11 protein-coding genes are annotated in these 16,534 nt (G+C 65.4%); 8 read left to right on the top strand and 3 right to left on the bottom strand.

Features of this window, described 5'->3' with window-relative positions:
- Window positions 1–254 precede the first annotated feature (254 nt).
- Complete coding sequence (locus tag ACZ9AQ_RS02930) at window positions 255–1,694, top strand: dihydrolipoyl dehydrogenase (RefSeq protein WP_429200829.1); 1,440 nt, start codon at window positions 255–257, stop codon at window positions 1,692–1,694.
- Window positions 1,695–1,767: 73 nt separating this feature from the next.
- Here ACZ9AQ_RS02930 and ACZ9AQ_RS02935 read toward each other — a convergent pair whose 3' ends face one another.
- On the bottom strand, window positions 1,768–2,253 hold the full coding sequence (locus ACZ9AQ_RS02935; protein ID WP_429200827.1) for an SRPBCC family protein: 486 nt from the start codon (window positions 2,251–2,253) through the stop codon (window positions 1,768–1,770).
- 217 nt (window positions 2,254–2,470) lie between these two features.
- Between ACZ9AQ_RS02935 and ACZ9AQ_RS02940 the strand changes: the two genes are divergently transcribed.
- The 7 genes from ACZ9AQ_RS02940 (at window position 2,471) to ACZ9AQ_RS02970 (ending at window position 14,619) form a co-directional block, all read left to right on the top strand.
- A complete protein-coding gene (locus tag ACZ9AQ_RS02940) occupies window positions 2,471–4,540 on the top strand; it encodes a UvrD-helicase domain-containing protein (RefSeq protein WP_429200825.1) in 2,070 nt (689 codons plus the stop codon).
- Between the two features lie 135 nt (window positions 4,541–4,675).
- The gene (locus tag ACZ9AQ_RS02945; RefSeq protein ID WP_123068043.1) at window positions 4,676–4,879 is read left to right on the top strand and encodes a SlyX family protein; all 204 of its coding nucleotides are present in this window, start codon (window positions 4,676–4,678) and stop codon (window positions 4,877–4,879) included.
- A gap of 185 nt (window positions 4,880–5,064) precedes the next feature.
- Window positions 5,065–7,212, top strand: a complete 2,148-nt coding sequence (locus ACZ9AQ_RS02950) for a M3 family metallopeptidase (protein ID WP_429200823.1) — start codon at window positions 5,065–5,067, stop codon at window positions 7,210–7,212.
- A gap of 91 nt (window positions 7,213–7,303) precedes the next feature.
- Entirely contained in the window at window positions 7,304–9,427 is a 2,124-nt protein-coding gene (locus ACZ9AQ_RS02955; protein WP_429200821.1) for a M3 family metallopeptidase, read from the top strand.
- 66 nt (window positions 9,428–9,493) lie between these two features.
- A complete protein-coding gene (locus ACZ9AQ_RS02960) occupies window positions 9,494–11,665 on the top strand; it encodes a M3 family metallopeptidase (RefSeq protein WP_429200819.1) in 2,172 nt (723 codons plus the stop codon).
- Between the two features lie 279 nt (window positions 11,666–11,944).
- On the top strand, window positions 11,945–12,229 hold the full coding sequence (locus ACZ9AQ_RS02965) for a DUF4404 family protein (protein WP_005664429.1): 285 nt from the start codon (window positions 11,945–11,947) through the stop codon (window positions 12,227–12,229).
- Window positions 12,230–12,414: 185 nt separating this feature from the next.
- On the top strand, window positions 12,415–14,619 hold the full coding sequence (locus tag ACZ9AQ_RS02970; protein ID WP_429200818.1) for a YgiQ family radical SAM protein: 2,205 nt from the start codon (window positions 12,415–12,417) through the stop codon (window positions 14,617–14,619).
- Here ACZ9AQ_RS02970 and ACZ9AQ_RS02975 read toward each other — a convergent pair whose 3' ends face one another.
- Window positions 14,620–15,858: an AI-2E family transporter gene (locus ACZ9AQ_RS02975; RefSeq protein WP_429200816.1), complete on the bottom strand. Its 1,239-nt coding sequence runs from the start codon at window positions 15,856–15,858 to the stop codon at window positions 14,620–14,622.
- Window positions 15,855–16,340 (bottom strand): cyclic nucleotide-binding domain-containing protein, encoded by a 486-nt coding sequence (locus tag ACZ9AQ_RS02980; RefSeq protein ID WP_429200814.1) that lies wholly within the window; start codon window positions 16,338–16,340, stop codon window positions 15,855–15,857. The genes ACZ9AQ_RS02975 and ACZ9AQ_RS02980 overlap by 4 nt, the downstream gene beginning before the upstream one ends.
- Window positions 16,341–16,534 lie beyond the last annotated feature (194 nt).

The following is a 16,534-nucleotide window of genomic DNA, read 5'->3' on the forward strand; positions in this document are numbered from 1 at the left end:
GACGATCCCCCTGGTTTTGGTATTTTTCAGAGAGCAACAAGCGTGCCGGGGGAGATCGCTTGCTGCAATCGTCTGATTTCTAACAAGAAATTGATAGAATTTGAATCCAATGCCATGAGGTATGTAAAGTTGCTCGACATGCCATATGGATACTGCCTCGGATACCGGGGGCTGGCGGCAGGGGAGTTTCGCCACCGGCGGCGGAAAAATAGCGTATCGTTCGCCTGACATCAGCGCAGCAGTGGAGACCAGCAATGAAACAACTGAACGTGGACGTCGCCGTCATCGGCACCGGCACCGCCGGCATGACCGCCTACCGCGCGGCCAGGGCGCAAGGCGCCCGGACGGTGGCGATCGAGAGCGGCCAGTACGGCACCACCTGCGCCCGGGTGGGCTGCATGCCGAGCAAGCTCCTGATCGCGGCGGCCGAGGCGTCCCACGTGATCGACACCTGCGCGCCATTCGGCGTGCATGCCGGCGAAAAGCGCATCGACGGCCGCGCCGTGATGGAACGGGTCAAGCGTGAACGCGACCGCTTCGTCGGCTTCGTGCTCGAAGGCGTGGAGGCGATGCCGGCGCAGGACCGCCTGCAGGGCCGCGCGCGCTTTACCGGCCCCTGCACGCTGATGGTCGACGACCACACCGAGATCCACGCCGGCCGCATCGTGATCGCCACCGGTTCCACGCCGCTGCGCCTGCCGCAACTGCAGAACGTCGGTCCCGGCGTCGTCACCAGCGACGACGTGTTCTATTGGGACGACCTGCCGCGCTCGGTGGCCGTGATCGGCACCGGCGTGATCGGCCTCGAGCTGGGCCAGGCCCTGGCCCGGCTCGGCGTGCGCGTGCGCTTTTACGCGCGCGGCGGCAGCATCGCCAACATCACCGATCCCGAAGTGCTGCGCTGCGCGGGGCGGGTCTTGATGGAAGAACTCGACATCGCCTTCCAGACCGAGGTGGTCGGGGCGGTGCAGGAGGGTGACGAGGTGGCGCTGACGGTGCGCGATGCGCTGGGCAAGGAAAGCACCGAGCGCTTCCAGTACGTGCTGATGGCGGCCGGCCGCACGCCGAACGTGCACGACCTGGGGCTGGAGCACAGCGGCCTGGAGCGCGGGCCGGACGGCATCCCCGTGTTCGATGCGCGCACCATGCAGTGCGGCACCAGCAACGTCTTCATCGCGGGCGACGCCAACGACGAACGCCCGCTGCTGCACGACGCGGCCGACCACGGCAAGATCGCCGGCGACAACGCGGGCCGCTTCCCGGACGTGCGTCCCGGCCTGCGCCGCGCGCCGATCGCGGTCGCCTTCACCGAGCCGAATATCGCCACCCTGGGCCAGACCTACCGGGCCTTGTGCGCCGGCGGCCAGCGCAAGTTCGCGGTCGGCGGCGTGTCCTTCGCCAACCAGGGCCGCAGCCGGGTCATGTTGCAGAACAAGGGGATGTTGCGGGTGTACGCCGAGTATGGCACCCGGCTGTTCCTGGGCGCCGAGATGATCGCGCCGCGCGCCGAACACCTGGCCCATCTGCTGTCATGGGCATGCCAGATGCGCCTGACGGTCGACCAGATGCTCGACATGCCGTTCTACCACCCGGTGATCGAGGAGGGCGTGCGCACCGCGCTGCGCGACCTGGCCGCCAATCTGTCGACAGGCGAGAGCCGGACCGATGCGGCCGATACCGAGCCCGGAACCTGACGCCGGGCGGGGGATTCCGCCCTCTACCCGGTGACGCTTGGCGCCAGGGGCGCCTCGCTCCGAAAGGGGCGTCTCAGTTCAGCAGGGTGGGGTCCAGCTTGCCCTGGCCGGCCAGCTGGCGCAGGATGCGCACCGTGTCGATGTCGGCTTCCTGGTAGGCCGACTTCTTGAAATCGTCATACATCGCGTTGGCCGGATCGGTATGCTCGCCCTGGCCGTCGTCGTAGCAGAAGCGCACCAGCAGCATGGCATTGGTCGGCGCCTCGATGATCATGCGCAGGCTCGAGGCGGCGATCTCGCCCTGGGCCGGCACTTCGTAGCGCACTTCCTGCAGTGGACTCATGTGCACCACGTCATCGATCACCAGCTCGCCGAAGGTAAGGCGGCGCTTGAGCAGGCCGGCTTCGCGCTCCAGGATCGTGCATTCGTCCAGGTGGGGAATGAACATCGTCGGCTGTTCGGCGCGCAGCACCAGGCCGCGCCACAGCTGCTCGCGGGTGAGGGTGTCGAGCAGCGGGTTCATCGGATCGTTGATTTCGATGAGATGTTCGAATTTCATGGGCAAATGTCCGGTAGTAAAAGGCTTCGGCGCAGCGCGCCGCAAAGGACGCATGGTAACCGATTGCGCGCCGCCACGCCCGCTCCCGCCCGCGCGGTAAAGTCAAGCGCCGTGCTGTTGCAATCGCGCCGCGCAGCGAAGTCCGGCAGCCTGTTTGTCGGCGCGGGGGCCGCCAGATTGTTACAATCGCTGCCTGTCCCTCCAGAAATAATTCCCAATGTCCAACGCACCAAGATTCGGCCTCAACGGGCCGCAGAGCGAAGCCGCGCTATATCTCGACGGCCCTTGCCTGGTGCTGGCCGGCGCCGGCTCGGGCAAGACCCGCGTGATCACGCAAAAGATCGCCTACATGATCGAGCATTGCGGCTACGATCCGCGCACCATCGCCGCCCTGACCTTCACCAACAAGGCGGCGCTCGAGATGCAAGAGCGTATTGGCAAGCTGCTCAAGCAGCCCAAGCAGGCCAAGCAATTGACCGTGTCCACCTTCCACTCGCTGGGCGTCAAGATCCTGCGCCAGGAAGCGGCCGGGGTGGGCCTGAAGGACAAGTTCTCGATCATGGACAGCGACGACTGCTACACGATCGTCTCCAGCCTGGCCCTGACCACCGACAAGCAGGAAATCCGCGCCATCCAGAATGCCATCTCGCTATGGAAGAACGGCCTGGTCGACCCGGAAGACGCGATCAAGGCGGCGCGCGACGAGGACGAAGCGCTGGCCGGGCGGGTCTACCGCAGCTACGTGGCCACCCTGCAGGCCTACCAGGCGGTGGACTTCGACGACCTGATTCGCCTGCCGGTGGAACTGTTTCGCAATAACGAGCCGATCCGCGACCGCTGGCAGCGGCGACTGCGCTATCTGTTGATGGACGAATACCAGGACACCAACACCTGCCAGTACGAGCTGGTCAAGCTGCTGGTGACGGGCCTGGGCAAGAAGCCGATGTTCACGGCAGTCGGCGACGACGACCAGGCAATCTATGCCTGGCGCGGCGCCTCGGTCGAAAACCTCAAGACGCTGGGCGACGATTTCCCCGACCTGAAGGTGATCAAGCTCGAGCAGAACTACCGCTCCACCACCCGCATCCTGCAGGCGGCCAACGCCGTCATCGGCAACAATCCGAAGCTGTTCGAGAAGTCGCTGTGGTCCGAGCACGGGCTGGGCGAACCGATCAAGGTGCTGGGCATGCAGAACGACGACCAGGAAGCCGACCAGGTCGCGATCATGATCTCGGCCGACCACTTCCAGCGCAAGAACAAATGGGCGGACTATGCGATCCTGTACCGCGGCAATCACCAGGCGCGCGTGATCGAACAGGCGCTGCGCAAGGAGCGCATTCCATACACGATGTCCGGCGGCCAGAGCTTTTTCGACAAGGCCGAGATCAAGGACATCATCGCCTACCTGCGCCTGATCGCCAACCAGGACGACGACCCGGCCTTCATCCGCGCCGTGACGACCCCCAAGCGCGGCGTCGGCATGGCCACGCTGGAAGTGCTGGGCGAATTTTCCAAGCAGTGGAACTGCTCGCTGTTCGAGGCGGCGCGCAAGGGCGGCATCGAGGCGAAGCTGGCCGAGCGCCAGCTGGGACCGCTGCGCGACTTCTGCCACTTCATCGCCGAGCTGGAAGACCGCGCCACCCGGCCGGGACCATCGGGCAGCGGCGACCATGCGGCCGAAGTGCTCGACGACATGATGAAGGAGATGAACTACGAGCACTACCTGTACGAAAACTTCGACGATCGCGCAGCCCAGGGCAAGTGGCAGAACGTGCTCGAGTTCACCAACTGGCTGAAGGACCGCGGCCGTGGCGGACGCGACCGCGATGGCGAAGAAAAGAACCTGCTGGAATTGACGCAGATGGTGGCCCTGATGTCGATGCTCGAAGGCCAGGACGAGGAACAGGATGCCGTGCGCATGTCTACCCTGCACGCCTCCAAGGGGCTGGAATATCCGCACGTCTTCCTGGTCGGGGTGGAAGAGGGCATCCTGCCGCACAAGGGCGATCCGGACGCGTCGGTCGAGTCGATCGCGGCGCGCATCCAGGAAGAGCGGCGCCTGATGTATGTGGGCATCACGCGTGCCCAACGCACCTTGCACGTGAGCTGGTGCAAGCGCAGGAAACGCGCGGGCGAACTGGTCAACTGCGACCCCTCGCGCTTCATCAAGGAAATGGCGCTGGACGTCGGCGAGGCGGCGCCGATGGACAGCGAAATCCTGAGCCCGAAGGAACGATTGGCGAGCCTGAAAGCATTGCTGGCAACGCCACGACCGGTTCCTGAATAAGCCGTCGGTAAAGCCGGGCGCGTGCCTTGGCCACGGGCCTGGCGTTCGTACCATGGCGAGGCTGATGGCTCGATGCTGGCCCGCAGGATTGAGCCCGGCTGGCATAATGCCGGTTTTGCGCAGGATGCCGCCGCCATGACCCAGGAAGACCGTTTCATCAGTCTCGAAATCAAGCTCGCCCAGCAGGAAGACCTGCTGGACGAACTGAACAAGACCATCTACCGCCAGGAACGCCGCATCGACGGGCTCGAGGCGATGGTGGCCAAGCTGGCCGACCACGTGCGGACCCTGCGCGACGCCGGCCAGGCGCCCCTCAACGAACGTCCCCCGCATTACTGACGCGATGCCGCATGGCCGGCCCGGCCATGCATACGTGTCATCACGCCCGTCAATACAGGCGCGCCGCCTGATACATTGCGCTACTTTTTAATTGTGACGGTGGGCATGCAAGCCTGCTATGATCTTCAGCGCACTGCTGTTGGGTTGGCCCGACGGCGCCTTCCCTAGTGTTCGCGAAAGACCTCATGACCCGTCCACAACTGCTCATCGTCGCAGCCAGCGTGGCGTTGGCGCATGCAGCGGCCATTGCCGCGCCAAGCGTCCCCGTGCTCGACGCCGCCAATCCCTTCGCCCAGCCCAGCAGTCTGCCGCTGAACTACCCGGCCTTCGACAAGATCAAGGACGCGCACTTCCTGCCCGCCTTCCATGCCGGCATGCGCGAGGAACTGCGTGAAGTCGAGGCGATCGCGAACGACAAGGCCGCGCCCACGTTCGAGAACACCATCGTGGCGCTGGAGCGCTCCGGGCAGTTGCTCGCGCGCGTGGTCGCGACCTTCTCGAACCTGCAGGGCGCCAATACCAACGACACACTGGACGCGGTCGACCGCGAGATGTCGCCCAAGCTGGCGGCCCATTCCGACGCCATCCACCTGAACCCGACACTGTTCGCGCGCGTGAAAGCGCTGCACGACAAGCGCGATGCGTTGGGCCTGGACGCCGAATCGACCTTCCTGCTCGAGCGCTACTACAAGGAATTCGTGCGCGCCGGCGCCAACCTGTCCCGGGCCGACCAGGCCAGGCTGAAGAAATTCAATGGCGAGATCGCCTCGCTGCAGTCGGACTTCCAGCAGCGCGTGCTCAAGGGCGCCAACGCCGCCGCCCTGGTCGTGGATACCCGCGCCGAACTGGCGGGCATGAGCGACGCCGAGATCGACACCGCGGCGGCGGAAGCCGCGAAACGCGGCCACAAGGGCAAGTTCGCGATCCCGATCGTCAACACCTCGAGCCAGCCGGCGCTCTCGGTGCTGACCAACCGCGCGACGCGCGAGCGCCTGATGAAGGCCTCGCTCGAACGCGGCGCCAAGGGCGGTCAGTTCGATACCCGCCAGCTCGTGCTGCGCCTGGCCAAGCTGCGCGCCGAGCGCGCCGTGCTGCTGGGTTACCCGAACTTCGCGGCCTATTCGCAGGAACTGGAAACCGCGCGCAATCCGGCCGCCGTCAACAAGCTGCTGGGCGACCTGGCGCTGCCTGCCGTCAACAACGCCAGGAAGGAGGCGGCCGAGATCCAGAAGGTCATTGACAAGGAAGGCGGAAAGTTCCAGGTCGCGGCCTGGGACTGGCCGATGTACCAGGACAAGGTGCGCGCCGCGACCTTCAACTTCGACGAAAGCCAGCTGCGTCCGTATTTCGAGCTGAACCGCGTGCTGGTCGACGGCGTGTTCTTCGCCGCGACCCGCGAATTCGGCATCACCTTCAAGCAGCGCAAAGACCTGCCGGTGTACAACCCGGACGTGACCGTGTACGACGTCTTCGACGTCGACGGCCAGCCGCTGGCGATCTTCATCTTCGACCCCTATGCACGCGGCAACAAGCAGGGCGGCGCCTGGATGAACGAATATGTCTCGCAGTCGCACCTGTTGAAACACAAGCCGGTGGTCGGCAACCACCTGAACATCCCCAAGCCGCCCGCCGGCGAGCCGACCCTGCTGACCTACGACGAAGTGGTCACCGCCTTCCACGAGTTCGGCCACGCGCTGCACGGCATGTTCTCGAGCGTGACCTATCCGAAGTTCTCGGGCACCAACGTGCCGCGCGACTTCGTCGAGTATCCGTCGCAGGTCAACGAGATGTGGGTCACCTATCCCGAGGTGCTGGCCAACTACGCCCGGCACCACCAGACCGGCGCGCCGATGCCGAAGGCGCTGCTGGACAAGGTGGTCGCCTCGAAGAAGTTCGCCCAGGGCTACCGCACCACCGAATACCTGGCCGCGGCGCTGCTCGACCAGCGCTGGCACCAGCTGACCCCGGGCCAGGTGCCGACCGACGTGCTGGCGTTCGAAGCGAAGGCGCTGCAGGACGCCGGCGTGGCCTATCCGCCGGTGCCGCCGCGCTACCGCACGACGTATTTCTCGCACTCGATGGGCGGCGGCTATTCGGCCGGCTACTACGCCTACCTGTGGAGCGAGCGCCTGGACGCCGACACCGTCCAGTGGTTCAACGAAAACGGCGGCCTGTCGCGCAAGAACGGCGACCACTTCCGCAAGACCCTGCTGTCGCGCGGCGGCACGCGCGAAGCCATGGACCTGTTCCATGACTTCCGCGGCCGTGCGCCGGTGATCGAGCCGCTGCTCGAGCGCCGTGGCCTGGTTGAGTCCAGGCCTTCCGGCAATTGATATCGCGCCGCGCTCATTCGCTGTCACGAGCAGCGGGTGAGGGCGGCGCGCCATTTGCAGTACTTCCTTCCCACAACGCACAAGAGACCCTATGCACCGTCCACAACTGCTGCTGATCGCAGCCAGCGTCGCCATGGCCACTTTCTCCTTCGCCCAACCCGCCGCGGCGGCCCTGGAGGCCTCGAACCCGTTCGCCAAGCCGAGCACCCTGCAATACGGCTACCCGGCCTTCGACAAGATCAAGAACGAGCACTTCGCGCCGGCCTTCGCCGAAGGCATGCGCCTGGAAGCGCTCGAGGTCGCCAAGATCGCGGACAACAAGGCCGCGCCGACCTTCGAGAACACGATCGTGGCGATGGAGCGTACGGGCGAACTCCTGACGCGCGTGCGCGCGGTGTTCTATACCCTGACCGGTTCGTACACCAACGACACCCTGCAGGCGCTGCAGAAGGACCTGGCGCCGAAATTCGCCGCCCACGGCGATGCGATCCGCCTGAATCCGAAGCTGTTCGCGCGCATCAAGACCCTGCACGACAAGCGCGATTCGCTGGGACTGGACGCCGAATCGAAGTTCCTGCTCGAGCGCTACTACAAGGACTTCGTGCGTTCCGGCGCGAGCCTGCCGGATGCCGACAAGGCCAAGCTGAAAGGCTACAACGCCCAACTGGCGGCGCTGCAGACCCAGTTCAGCCAGAACGTGCTGCGGGAAGTGAATGCCTCGGCCTTCGTGCTCGACACCCGTGAAGAGCTGGCCGGCCTGCCGGAAAAGGCGATCGAAGCGGCCGCCGTGGAAGCGAAGAAGCGCGGCCTGGACGGCAAGTTCGTGATCCCGGTCGTTAACACCACCCAGCAGCCGGCGATGGCGCAGCTGAGCAATCGCGGCACCCGCGAGAAGCTCCTGAACACCTCGATGATCCGCGGCGCCCGCGGCGGCGAATTCGACAACCGCAACGTCGTGCTGCAGCTGGCCAAGCTGCGCGCCGAGCGCGCCGAACTGCTGGGCTACGACAACTACGCGGCCTATTCGCTGGAAGACCAGACCGCCAAGAACACGGCCGCCGTCAACAAGCTGCTGGGCGACCTGACCGCGCCGGCCGTGCGCAACGCCAGGAAAGAGGCTGCCGAGATCCAGCAGGTGATCGATGCCGAAAAAGGTGGATTCCAGGTAGGCCCCCAGGACTGGAGCTACTACAGCGACAAGGTGCGCACCGCCAAGTACGCGTTCGACGCCAACCAGCTCAAGCCCTATTTCGAGTTCAACAACGTGCTGGAGAATGGCGCCTTCTTCGCCGCCAACCGGCTGTGGGGCATCACCTTCAAGCAGCGCAACGACCTGCCGACCTATGATCCGGACGTGCGCGTGTACGACGTGTTCGAGGAGAACGGCGAGCACCTGGCGATCTTCGTGATCGACCCGTATGCGCGTTCGAACAAGCGCGGCGGCGCCTGGATGAGCTCCCTGGTCGAGCAGAGCTTCCTGCTGAACCAGAAGCCGGTCATCACCAACAACCTGAACCTGACCAAGCCGGCCGCCGGCGAACCGACCCTGCTCACCTGGGACGAAGTGCGCACCACCTTCCACGAGCTGGGCCACGCCACCCACGGCTGGTTCTCGAAGGTGAAGTACCCGCGCTTCTCGGGCACCAGCGTGCCGCGCGACTACGTCGAGCTGCCGTCGCAGGTCTACGAGATGTGGATGGCCTGGCCCGAAGTGCTGGCCAACTACGCGAAGCACTACCAGACCGGCGCGCCGATGCCGAAGGAACTGCTGGACAAGCTGCGCGCCGCCCAGCGCTTCAACGAAGGCTACCGCACCACCGAGTACCTGGCGGCCGCGGTGCTGGACCAGAAATGGCACCAGCTGGGTTCGAAGCAGATGCCGAGCGACGTGATCGCGTTCGAGAAACAGGCATTGAAAGACGCCGGCCTGGACTTCGCGCCGGTGCCGCCGCGCTACCGCAGCACCTACTTCTCGCACGCCATGGGCGGCGGCTACTCGGCCGGCTACTACAGCTACCTGTGGGCCGAGCGCCTGGACGCCGACGCCGGCGAGTGGTTCAAGGAAAACGGCGGCCTGCTGCGCAAGAACGGCGACGTGTTCCGCCAGAAGGTGCTGTCCAGGGGCGGCACGATGGATGCGGTCGAGATGTACCGCGACTTCCGCGGCCGCGACCCGGTCGTCGAGCCGCTGCTGGAACGCCGCGGCCTGAATTGATGACGTGAGGGAGGCCGGCCGTGCGCCGGCTTCCTTTTGCACTATTCACAACGAGAACCGAACAATATGAAACGTACCCACTTCCTGCTGGCCGCCGCCGTGAGCGCGGCTGTCCTGAACGTCGCCCACGCCGCATCTTCTGCCCAGGCGGCGGCCCAAGCCGCCGCGCCAGCCGCCGCCCCGGCCAGGTTCGACGCCTCGAACCCGTTCGCGAAAGAGAGCCCGCTGCCGTTCAACTACCCGGCCTGGGACAAGATCCGCAACGAGCACTTCGCGCCGGCCTACGAAGAGGGCATGCGCCAGCACGCGCTTGAAATCGAGAAGATCGCCAACAACAAGGCCGCGCCGACGTTCGAGAACACCATCGTCGCAATGGAGCGCTCGGGCCGCATGCTGGCGCGCGTGAGCACCGCCTTCGGCACCCTGTCGGGCTCCTACACCAACGACACCCTGATCGCCCTGGGCCGCGAGATGGCGCCGAAGCTGTCGCAGCACAGCGACGCGATCCGCCTGAACGCCAGGCTGTACCAGCGCATCAAGACCCTGTACGACAAGCGCGACAGCCTCAAGCTGGACGCCGAATCGGCCTACCTGCTGGACCGCTACAACAACGACTTCGAGCGCGCCGGCGCCAAGCTCTCCGAAGCGGACAAGGTCAAGCTGAAGGAATACAACAGCAAGCTGGCCGCCCTGCAGACCCAGTTCGCCCAGAACACGCTGAAGGAAGCCAATGCCTCGGCGCTGGTGGTCGACACCCGCGCCGCGCTGGCCGGCATGAGCGACAAGGCGATCGACGCCGCCGCAGTCGAGGCCAGGAAGCGCGGCCTGGACGGCAAGTTCGTCATTCCCGTGGTGAACACCACCCAGCAGGAAGCGCTGTCGGTATTGACCAACCGCGACACCCGCGCCAAGCTGCTGTCGGCCTCGATGGCGCGCGGCAGCCGCGGCGGCGAGTTCGACACCCGCCAGATCGTGCTGCAAATCGCCAAGCTGCGCGCCGAGCGCGCCGTGCTGCTGGGCTATCCGAACCACGCCGCCTACAACCTGGAAGAGCAGACCGCGAAGACCACCGACGCCGTGAACAGCCTGCTGTCCGAGCTGGCCCCGCCTGCCGTCAACAACGCCAGGAAGGAAGCGGCCGACATCCAGAAGGTGATCGACGCCGAAAAGGGAGGCTTCCAGGCCGCCGCGCATGACTGGGCCTTCTACAGCGACAAGGTACGCGCCCAGCGCTACGCCTTCGACGCCGGCCAGCTGCGTCCTTACTTCGAACTGAACCGCGTGCTGGTCGACGGCGTGTTCTTCGCCGCCAACAAGGAATTCGGCCTGACCTTCAAGGAGCGCAAGGACCTGCCGGGCTACAACGAAGACGTGCGCATGTTCGACGTGTTCGACGTCGACGGCAAGCAGCTGGCGATCTTCACCTTCGATCCGTACGCACGCTCGAACAAGCGCGGCGGCGCCTGGGCCAACGCCTGGGTCGCCCAGTCGAAACTGCTGGGCACCCGCCCCGTCATCGCCAACAACCTGAACGTGGCCAAGCCGGCCGCCGGCGAGCCGACGCTCCTGACGTACGACGAAGTGCGCACCACCTTCCATGAGTTCGGCCACGCGCTGCATGGCATGTTCTCGGATGTGACCTATCCACGCTTCTCGGGTTCGCGCGTGCCGCGCGACTACGTCGAGTTCCCGTCGCAGGTGAACGAGATGTGGATGACCTGGCCGGAGGTCCTTGCCAACTACGCCAAGCACTACCAGACCGGCGAGCCGATGCCGAAGGAGCTGCTCGACAAGGTGCAGGCATCAAGCCAGTTCAACGAAGGCTTCCGCACCACCGAGTACCTGGCCGCGGCGCTGCTGGACCAGGCCTGGCACCAGCTGGCCCCGAACCAGATGCCGCAGGACGTGCTGGCCTTCGAGGCCGAGGCGCTCAAGAAGGCCGGCGTCGACTTCGCCCTGGTGCCGCCGCGTTACCGCAGCACCTACTTCTCGCACACCTTCTCGGGCGGCTACTCGGCCGGCTACTACGGCTACCTGTGGGCCGAAAAGCTGGACGCCGACACCGTCGAGTGGTTCAAGGCCAATGGCGGCCTGACCCGCAAGAACGGCGACCACTTCCGCAAGACCCTGCTGTCGCGCGGCGGCACGCTGGATGCGATGCAGATGTACCGCAACTTCCGCGGCAAGGATGCGGACATCAAGCCGCTGCTGGAGCGTCGTGGCTTGACCGGCGAGTGATGCCGGTGCCGGTCGTGTAACGCGGCCGGCAACCATGCATAGCTTTGGCTCCCGCCTTCGCGGGAGCGACGTTGTTTGAGGGTGGGGGAGAGTTGACCGTAACTCTTCAGCCAACAACGCATGCACGTCGCTCCCGCCCGGGCGGAAGCCCAAGTCGTAGGGTTGGCGGCTTCGCCGCCGACGCGTTCAACCTGCGCCCCGATCCGCCGCGCCACAGCCGTGTTCCTCCTCCCGGCCCCCATGGCTTACAATGACATCGAGCCAACACCGGAGACCACGATGCAATCCGAACACGATGCCGACCTGAAGGCACGCCTGAAAGCCCTGCACCGCGAGCTGCAAGAAACGGGCGACACCGATGTCGAACTGGAAACCCTGCTGCGCCAGCTCGATGGCGACATCGAGAAGGTGCTGGAGCGCCGCGCCGAGCAGCAGCTCGACGCCAACACCTACGGCCTCGGTTCGCGCACCCAGGAACTGGCGGCCCGCTTTGCCGCCCGCCACCCGCGCGTCGAGTCCGGCCTGCGCGAACTGGGGCAGATCCTGTCGAACATGGGTATCTAATATGAGGGCCGTTGGGCCCGTAGGCATCCACGCCACAAGTCATTGATTTTAAGCCATTTTTCGGGGCGGTCCGCTGCCCCATAAATGGTTTTCCGGTACAATGCCGGACAATGAACTCCCCAGCCAATCTCTTCGCGACGGTCGCCAAGCGCTCCAGCCGCGCCGTTGCCGCACCTTTTCTCCCGATGTCCCGTGCCGAAATGGACAAATTGGGCTGGGATTCGTGCGACATCATCCTGGTCACCGGCGACGCCTACATCGACCACCCGAGCTTCGGCATGGCCCTGGTCGGCCGCCTGCTCGAAGCGCAAGGCTACCGCGTCGGCATCATCAGCCAGCCCGACTGGACCTCGGTCGAACCGTTCCGCGCGCTGGGCAAACCCAATCTGTACTGGGGCATCACCGCCGGCAATATGGATTCGATGGTCAACCGCTACACGGCCGACCGCAAGATCCGTTCCGACGACGCCTATACCCCGAACGCCGAACCGAACAAGCGCCCCGACCGCGCCGTGACCGTGTATTGCCAGCGCGCGCGCGAAGCCTTCCCTGGCGTGCCGGTGATCGCCGGCAGCATCGAGGCTTCGCTGCGCCGCATCGCCCACTACGATTACTGGTCCGATAAAGTGCGGCGCTCGGTGCTGTTCGAGTCGAAGGCCGACCTGGTCATCTTCGGCAATGCCGAACGGGCCCTGGTCGACCTCACGCGCCGCATCGCGGCTGGCGAAAACATCAAGACCATCCGCGACCTGCGCGGCACCGCCTTCCTGGTGCCGCAGGGCTGGCTGCCGGACGAAGAGTGGTCGGTGCATAACTCCACCCGGGTGGACGTGCCGGGCCGCATCGACAGGCAGCCGAACCCGTATGCGATGGCGCTGGAAGATCCGAAGACCTGCGCGCTGGACAATGCCGCGCCCGAGCCGGAAGTCAAGCCGGTGGTCATCATGACGCGCGAGCAGCGCCAGGCCGCGGCCCGCGAAAAGGCGGCCAAGACCGTGGTGCGCCTGCCGAGTTTTGAAATCGTCAGCGAAGACCCGGTCATGTATGCGCACGCCTCGCGCGTGTTCCACCTGGAGTCGAACCCGGGCAACGCTAGAGCCCTGGTGCAGGCGCATGGCGACCGCGACGTCTGGCTCAATCCGCCGCCGCTGCCGCTGGCCATGGACGAGATGGACAACGTCTACGACCTGCCCTATGCGCGCGCGCCGCACCCGAGCTACGGCAAGGCCCATATCCCGGCCTGGGAAATGATCCGCTACTCGGTCAACATCATGCGCGGCTGCTTCGGCGGCTGCACCTTCTGCTCGATCACCGAGCACGAAGGCCGCATCATCCAGAGCCGCTCGGAGCCGTCGATCCTGCGCGAGATCGAGCTGATCCGCGACACGACCAAGAACTTCGCCGGCACCATCACCGACCTGGGCGGCCCGACGGCGAATATGTACCGCCTGGCCTGCAAGGACAAGAAGATCGAGGAAAGCTGCCGCCGCCTGTCGTGCGTGTACCCGACCATCTGCTCCAACCTGGGCACCGACCACAGCAAGCTGATCTCGCTGTACCGCAAGGCGCGCGCCATCCCCGGCATCAAGAAGATCCTGATCGGCTCCGGCCTGCGCTACGACCTGGCGGTGCGCTCGCCCGAGTACGTGAAAGAGCTGGTGACCCACCACGTGGGGGGGCTCCTGAAGATCGCGCCGGAGCATACCGAGCAGGGCACGCTGTCGAAGATGATGAAGCCGGGCATCGGCGCCTATGACGAGTTCAAGCGCCTGTTCGACAAGTATTCGCTGGAAGCGGGCAAGAAGCAGTACCTGATCCCGTACTTCATCGCGGCCCACCCCGGCTCGACCGACGAGGACATGCTGAACCTGGCGCTGTGGCTGAAGAAGAACAACTTCAAGCTGGACCAGGTGCAGACCTTCACGCCGACGCCGATGGCGATGGCGACCACGATGTACCACTCGCGCAAGAATCCGCTGGCCAAGGTGACCGAGGATTCCGAAGTCGTCGAAACGGCCAAGAGCGGCAAGACGCGCAAGCTGCACAAGGCGTTCCTGCGCTACTACGATCCGGAGAACTGGCCGATCCTGCGCGAGGGTCTCAAGCGCATGGGACGGTCGGACCTGATCGGCAATGGCGAGCGGCACCTGATTCCGCCGCCGGGCGGCGAGTTGCCGGGTGCGGCGCGTGAAGAGCGTCGTCCGGCCGGTGCGCCGCCGAAGGGCCGCACGGTCGAGGTGGCGCCGCGCCGCGCTGCGCCAGGTGCGGACCGCCGCGGCCAGCGCACCCCGGCAGGGTTGGCCAACGGTTCGGCCAGCGCACCACCTGCCAAGGTGAAGCCGTCGATCCTGTCGACCATCAAGTCCAAGCCGAAGACCGTCAGGAACTGATCATTCCTTGAACGTCGCGGTCGGCGTCGCGGCTGGCGTCACGTTCGGCATCGCGTTGGACGTCGCGTTCGGCGTCGGCGCCCCGCGCCGCTCGCGCGCGATGTCCAGGTCGACGCTGGCCTGCCTGGTGCGCAAGGCGCGCGCATAGCGGTGCCTTGCGCGCAGCCGTGGATTGGTCACCAGCGTCCCCAGGGTTTCGCCGATCACCATCACCACCCCCAGCAGCGGCAGCACCAGCATCAGCCCCACCACGCCCGCCAGCATGCCGCCGATAAAAATCATCAGCACCGTCACCAGCGGGTGGATGTGCAGGCTGCGTCCCAGCGTCAGCGGCATGAACAGGAAATCGTCCAGCAGCCGCACCAGCACGAACACCCCGATCGCCCCATACGCCATCAACGGATTGCCCGGCGCGTCGGTCGACGCGACGATCACCACCAGCACGCAGCCGGCAATCGACCCGATGAACGGCACCCAGGCCAGCACGGCCGAGATCAGGCCGAGCAGCAAGGGCGACGACACGCCGATCACCCACAGGCCCAGCGCCAGCACCAGCGTGTCGAGCACGGTCAGCTTGAGCAACCCCTCGAAATAGCGGCGCGCGGTCTGGTCGACCTCGTGCAGCAGATACAGCGCGCGCTCGAAATAGGCGTTCGGCACCGCGCGGGCCAAGAATTTCTTGAAGCGCACGCCGTCGCGCAGCAGGAAGAAGGTGAGAAACGGCGCCAGCAGCAGCGATGGCACCCAGGTCACGACGCCGACCACGATGTCGCCCAGGTGGTTCTGCGCGAAGTCGTTGGTATAGGTGGTGAAGGCCATGTCGACGGTCGAGGTGAGCCGCATCTCGGCCAGGATCGGGAATTTCGCCTCGAGCATGGCCAGCGAGTTGCGCACGAAGGCCACGCCGCCGTCCAGGTACAGGCCGATGGTCGCTTCCCACGAGTCTTCTTCCGGTCCGTCGCTCCAGCTCAGGGCCGCCGCCAGCGCCAGCCCGGCCAGCGTGAAGAACAGGGCGCAGACCCAGACCGCAGCGGCATTGCGGCTGAAGCCCGAGCGCACCATGCGCTGCATCGGTCCCAGCAGGATGTAATAGAGCACGGCGCCGAAGATGAAGGGCAGGAACAACCACAGCAGCTGCTGGACGACCAGCAGCAGCAGGCAGGTGGCGGCGACGATCCCGGTCCACACCACGGGACCGGCGCGCTCGGGGCCGTTGACGATGCCCGGCACCGGACTCATAGCGCTTCCAGTTGCGGCCGTCCGGTACCCATCCATTCGCGCAGGCGCAGGCCGATGTGGCGCGCCAGCGCCAGCGAGATCTTGTAGCCGAGGACGGCGTCGGTTTCCATCAGGCCCAGGAAGTCGGCGCGGAAGAACACCGCCACCTCGCATGGCTCCATCGCGCGCGCCTGGGCATTGCGCGGCGAGTTGTCGAGCAGGGCCAGGTCGCCGAAGAAGCCGCCCGGCTCCAGCTCGGCCACCACCTGGGTCATGCCCTCATGCAGGCGGCTGATGCGCACCCGGCCGCTCATCAGGAGGTACAGGGCCTGGCCTTCCTCGCCTTCGTCGAAAACGATCTCATCCTTCAGATAGCGGCGCTCGTGCAGCAATCCATCGACGATCTTCAATTCCAGCGGCGTCAGCGCACTGAATAGCGAAGAACTCTTCAGCCGGTGCTGGCGCGGCGACATCCGAGGGGGCTTGAGGAAACGAAAAATCACGTGATGCTCCGGCGTGGTGCGCTATGTTGTCTGTTTGATTATCCTCGATCGGATGCTGCTGCGCATCAAAAAGCTGCAGCCGTGCACGACAGTGTGGCGCGTTGTTCAAAAACTCCTTCAAACGTGCGCGCCACGAGGTTGAAAATCGTGTAACATTAATTCTTTACAGCAACAGTCGTTGTTGTAATGATATT

The organism is Massilia sp. UYP34 (assembly GCF_056279385.1).

Coding starts and splice junctions, on each gene's coding strand:
- ACZ9AQ_RS02930 (WP_429200829.1), top strand. CDS start 255: ATGAAACAACTGAACGTGGACGTCGCCGTCATCGGCACCGGCACCGCC.
- ACZ9AQ_RS02935 (WP_429200827.1), bottom strand. CDS start 2,253: ATGAAATTCGAACATCTCATCGAAATCAACGATCCGATGAACCCGCTG.
- ACZ9AQ_RS02940 (WP_429200825.1), top strand. CDS start 2,471: ATGTCCAACGCACCAAGATTCGGCCTCAACGGGCCGCAGAGCGAAGCC.
- ACZ9AQ_RS02945 (WP_123068043.1), top strand. CDS start 4,676: ATGACCCAGGAAGACCGTTTCATCAGTCTCGAAATCAAGCTCGCCCAG.
- ACZ9AQ_RS02950 (WP_429200823.1), top strand. CDS start 5,065: ATGACCCGTCCACAACTGCTCATCGTCGCAGCCAGCGTGGCGTTGGCG.
- ACZ9AQ_RS02955 (WP_429200821.1), top strand. CDS start 7,304: ATGCACCGTCCACAACTGCTGCTGATCGCAGCCAGCGTCGCCATGGCC.
- ACZ9AQ_RS02960 (WP_429200819.1), top strand. CDS start 9,494: ATGAAACGTACCCACTTCCTGCTGGCCGCCGCCGTGAGCGCGGCTGTC.
- ACZ9AQ_RS02965 (WP_005664429.1), top strand. CDS start 11,945: ATGCAATCCGAACACGATGCCGACCTGAAGGCACGCCTGAAAGCCCTG.
- ACZ9AQ_RS02970 (WP_429200818.1), top strand. CDS start 12,415: ATGTCCCGTGCCGAAATGGACAAATTGGGCTGGGATTCGTGCGACATC.
- ACZ9AQ_RS02975 (WP_429200816.1), bottom strand. CDS start 15,858: ATGAGTCCGGTGCCGGGCATCGTCAACGGCCCCGAGCGCGCCGGTCCC.